At 51.0% G+C, this 5,000-nt stretch carries 1 protein-coding gene and 2 rRNA genes (1 of these 3 running past the window's edge); all 3 read right to left on the bottom strand.

Annotation, left to right across the window (positions count from 1 at the left end):
* Positions 1-545: 545 nt before the first annotated feature.
* On the bottom strand, positions 546-1,364 hold the full coding sequence (locus ACXYMP_RS03315; protein ID WP_458904338.1) for a polysaccharide pyruvyl transferase family protein: 819 nt from the start codon (positions 1,362-1,364) through the stop codon (positions 546-548).
* 657 nt (positions 1,365-2,021) lie between these two features.
* A 5S ribosomal RNA gene (gene rrf / locus ACXYMP_RS03310) occupies positions 2,022-2,136 on the bottom strand.
* Positions 2,137-2,215: 79 nt separating this feature from the next.
* Positions 2,216-5,000 (bottom strand): 23S ribosomal RNA (locus tag ACXYMP_RS03305); it runs 54 nt beyond the window's last position.

Here is a 5,000-nt window from a genome sequence, read left to right as displayed (position 1 = left end):
GTTCCGCACCCGCTGCTTCAGCAACAAACCATCCCGCGACCCAACCGCGCCATCAGCGCCGCCGGTGAAGGGGGTTCTAGGCCCAACTCAAAAGAGTCGCAACCCCTTTTTTCCGAAAATGGCAAAATCGGCAATTTCTTTTTTGAGACCCTTATAAACTTAGGGTTCCTGTTTCCAATCTCAAACTCACCTCCCTCAATACGCCCGCCTGTGCATCAGATCCGCGCATCGATTCCCGCCCATTTCGTCCTAAAGAACCGATTCAGTGCATCGCGTGTGCAATTCCTGGCTCCACGAGAAAATCGAAATTCAACCCAGGATCACATCGATAGAATCGCACATTGTGGAAGCGCCCTGTCCCTCAGCTGATATGTTGCCTACCACAGCACCTAACGACCACATACGGCGCCAGAGGTCATCGCCCCTATGAAACAAAGACCAAACATGCACCAACTTCCAAATTAGACCTCTCAGATGGGGCGGCTCATTTCTGGGATGCGCTCGTCAAGCGCGGCAGTTTCCCTTCCTCACTGAAACCTTGCGTCCTAGATTTCCGCCTCTTTAAGAGTTTTCACCAATTTCTTCTGCAGATCAGCGATTAGTTCTTGGTCGCCAGTACTTGCTAGAGGAAGCGCGCTATCAAGGGACAAAATAGACTTGGGGTGTTGTGGTTCTGCCCCGAACTTGTTCACCGCAGCAAAGTGATCATAAAACTTAAATCCATCGCCAATATGAACTGGGGCGTCCTCAAGCCATATAGACGGAATATTGTAAGCATCTGCAAAAATTAGACCATGTAGGCTGGAAGAAACGATGAGCTCGCATCTGGAAACATCTTCTAGAAACGTAATGGCTTGCGTCCGAATATCCAGCAGCTTTGAGTTCGGAATACGGTGCTCAATGTCGAGAAAGTTCTGATTTTCCACATCGCGGTAATGGGGGATAATACCCACAGAATACTTTTTCTCTTTGGCAGGACTTTTAATCCATTGTGCAAGCAGACCCGGGTCACCAAGAGGCAAACCCTCTAATCCGGTCCGTTTGCGCGTGAGTGGACCGCGAACGCTCAAATAGTTCAAATAATTAAGCCGCCTTAGCGCGTGATCCACCATCAAACCAGACCCCCAAACCGAAAGCGTTTTTCGATCGTCCCGACCGTGAGCCCTGAAGTTTTTGCGAACGGTGCCGCCCAAGATAGAACCGACGGCGATCAAATCAGCTTGATCGAAACGTGAGCGCGAGATTGACCGTTGAGTAATGCATTCGACAATTATTGCCGAGAACTCATCGCCAAAATTAAAATTATGAGGCTTGGGAGGGCGACCAAAGGCCAACTTAATGGGAGGTTTCAAAATAAAGACCATTTGTGAGGGACAGCTTGGCGATCGCTATACATGAGAATTAATATCCGTTTTGTTTTTTCAAACCAGGATCACATCTTTTGTATTATTAATCTCTCTGAATCCGAGCGATACCTTTTTGTTGGCTATTTTTACAACTTATCCCGAAGAGGTAAGTTGAGCTGCTCTCAGCTTCCTAGACACCTCCCTTGTTCAATTTTTGCAATCTGGTCGCGAAGTCGGCGAGCGACAGTATGCCGTTGTTCGGGGGCTTGGGTTTCCGGCTGGGAGAACATCTCAATGCATTCGAATACGTCCCACATTGCAGTGGCGCGTGTCAGGTATGTTTGTCGCCGGATCGCCGGCGTCCACAAGATCTGCATATCAGGCATCGAACATGTGAGGCCGGAGCGCTTTCACTGGACGGGCGCGCGGCTATTTCAGGACAATCTCTTTGAGCTTCGGGCTTCGATCTCTTGATCGCCATCCATTATCCACCGCTTTCCCAATTATGGGGGCGGACCACTTCTTTGGGGAAGGCTAACAACGCTTCCGTTTGAGTCCACTTTAGACATTTTCTTTGACTTTTGAGTGGGTTTTCGAACGTCAAACCGCCCCGGCATTTCTGCACGGGGCGGTTTGTTTTGTGTTTGTATTGAGAGAATATTGGCTCTTTTCTAGGTTTGGCGGTGACCTACTCTCCCACGTCTTGAGACGCAGTACCATTGGCGCGACAGTGCTTAACTTCCGAGTTCGGGATGGGGTCGGGTGTTTCACTTGTGCTGTGACCACCAAACCGAGGAAAGAGCCGTTCCAAGTCAGTACACTGGTGTGTATGCTTTTGATAGATCAGTAGGGTTTGACTTCTACTGGATCAAATCAAGCCTATCGGACAATTAGTACCGGTCAACTGAACGCATTGCTGCGCTTACATCTCCGGCCTATCGACGTGGTAGTCTTCCACGGTCCTCAGGGATACCTTGTTTTGAGGGGGGCTTCCCGCTTAGATGCCTTCAGCGGTTATCCTGTCCGAACATAGCTACCCAGCACTGCCGTTGGCACGACAACTGGTCCACCAGTGGTTCGTTCACCCCGGTCCTCTCGTACTAGGGGCAACTCCTCTCAAGTATCCTACACCCACGGCAGATAGGGACCGAACTGTCTCACGACGTTCTAAACCCAGCTCACGTACCTCTTTAAACGGCGAACAGCCGTACCCTTGGGACCTGCTCCAGCCCCAGGATGAGATGAGCCGACATCGAGGTGCCAAACACTGCCGTCGATATGGACTCTTGGGCAGTATCAGCCTGTTATCCCCGGCGTACCTTTTATCCGTTGAGCGATGGCCCTTCCACTCGGGACCACCGGATCACTATGGCCGTCTTTCGACTCTGCTCGACTTGTCAGTCTCGCAGTCAGGCTGGCTTCTGCCATTGCACTCAACGAGCGATTTCCGACCGCTCTGAGCCAACCTTCGCGCGCCTCCGTTACTCTTTAGGAGGCGACCGCCCCAGTCAAACTACCCGCCACGCAGGGTCCCGGATCCGGATAACGGACCGCGGTTAGACATCAAACAAAACAAGGGTGGTATCTCAAAGGAGGCTCCACAGAAACTAGCGTTCCTGCTTCAAAGCCTACCACCTATTCTGCACATATTGTATCTGATGCCAGTGCGAAGCTGTAGTAAAGGTGCACGGGGTCTTTCCGTCTAACCGCGGGAAGCCTGCATCTTGACAGGCAATTCAATTTCGCTGAGTCGATGTTGGAGACAGCGGGGAAGTCGTTACGCCATTCGTGCAGGTCGGAACTTACCCGACAAGGAATTTCGCTACCTTAGGACCGTTATAGTTACGGCCGCCGTTTACCGGGGCTTCAATTCGGAGCTTGCACTCCTCCTTTTAACCTTCCGGCACCGGGCAGGCGTCAGACCCTATACGTCGTCTTGCGACTTCGCAGAGCCCTGTGTTTTTAGTAAACAGTCGCCACCCCCTGGTTTGTGCCCCCAGTCAATACTTGCGTAGAAACTGGGCCTCCTTCTCGCGAACTTACGGAGGTATTTTGCCGAGTTCCTTCAACATCGTTCTCTCAAGCGCCTTGGTATGCTCTACCTATCCACCTGTGTCGGTTTAGGGTACGATCTAATAGAGGGGCTATTTCCAGGAACCTCTTAGCAGCCCATTCAATCCGATAAGGATGAACTACCTTCGAGATCCGTCACCACCTCATGGCCCAGGAATATTAACCTGGTTCCCATCGACTACGCCTTTCGGCCTCGCCTTAGGGGTCGGCTTACCCTGCTCAGATTAGCTTTAAGCAGGAACCCTTGGATTTTCGGCGACAGGGTCTCTCACCCTGTTTGTCGCTACTCATGTCATCATTCTCACTAGTGATCTCTCCACCGGATCGCTCACGCGCCGGCTTCACAGAAAGCTCCAATCCTCAAACATGCCCGAAGGCATCAATGAGGAACGGAACTATGTCACACTACGCTCTGCTACCGCGTGCACATAAGTGCACACCCTAAGCTTCGGCTCATGGCTTGAGCCCCGGTACATCTTCGCCGCAAGACAACTTAAATTAGACCAGTGAGCTGTTACGCTATCTTTAAAGGATGGCTGCTTCTAAGCCAACCTCCTGGTTGTTTTGGTCGTCTCACCTGCTTTCCCACTTAGCCATGAATTAGGGGCCTTAGCTGTAGGTCAGGGTTGTTTCCCTCTCCACAACGGACGTTAGCATCCGCTGTGTGTCTGCCATATAGTACTTCCCGGTATTCGGAGTTTGGTTAGGATCAGTAAGCCTGTGGGGCCCCATTACCCATCCAGTGCTCTACCCCCGGGAGTATTCGTATGACGCTCTACCTAAATAGATTTCGCAGAGAACCAGCTATCTCCGAGTTTGATTGGCCTTTCACCCCTAGGCACAGCTCATCCCGATCTTTTTCAACAGATGTGGGTTCGGTCCTCCAGTGCATGTTACTGCACCTTCAACCTGGCCATGCCTAGATCACTCGGTTTCGGGTCTGATCCACCTAACTCATTCGCCCTATTAAGACTCGCTTTCGCTGCGCCTACACCTAACGGCTTAAGCTTGCTAGATAGACCAAGTCGATGACCCATTATACAAAAGGTACGCCGTCACCCCGCAAGGGGGCTCCGACTGATTGTAGGCGTTCGGTTTCAGGTACTGTTTCACTCCCCTCGTCGGGGTGCTTTTCACCTTTCCCTCACGGTACTGGTTCACTATCGGTCAGTAAGGAGTACTTAGCCTTCGAAGGTGGTCCTCCGATCTTCAGACAGAATTTCACGTGTTCCGCCCTACTTAATACGTCCAATCATGCTTCATATACGGGACTGTCACCCACTATGGTTGTGCTTTCCAACACATTCTATCCACACTCATGGCTCGGCTGGTCCCCGTTCGCTCGCCGCTACTAGGGGAGTATCAATTGATGTCCTTTCCTCCGGGTACTTAGATGTTTCAGTTCCCCGGGTTTGCTTTTATAAACCTATGTATTCAGTCTATAAATACCTGTCTCACCTCATTATTAGCTGCACATAAGTGCAATAATAACAAAGTGTCAGGTGGGTTGCCCCATTCGGAAATCTCTGGGTATAACGGCTATTCTCACCTTCCCAAAGCTTATCGCAGAGTATCACGTCC

The sequence above is a fragment of the Aliiroseovarius sp. CAU 1755 genome, assembly GCF_054482655.1.
The sequence above is the reverse complement of the archived record's forward strand: the minus strand, read 5'-3'. Positions and strand labels throughout refer to the sequence as shown.

Bases quoted from the DNA above. Each gene is read 5' to 3' on its own strand.
- ACXYMP_RS03315 (WP_458904338.1), bottom strand. From the start codon at position 1,364: ATGGTCTTTATTTTGAAACCTCCCATTAAGTTGGCCTTTGGTCGCCCT.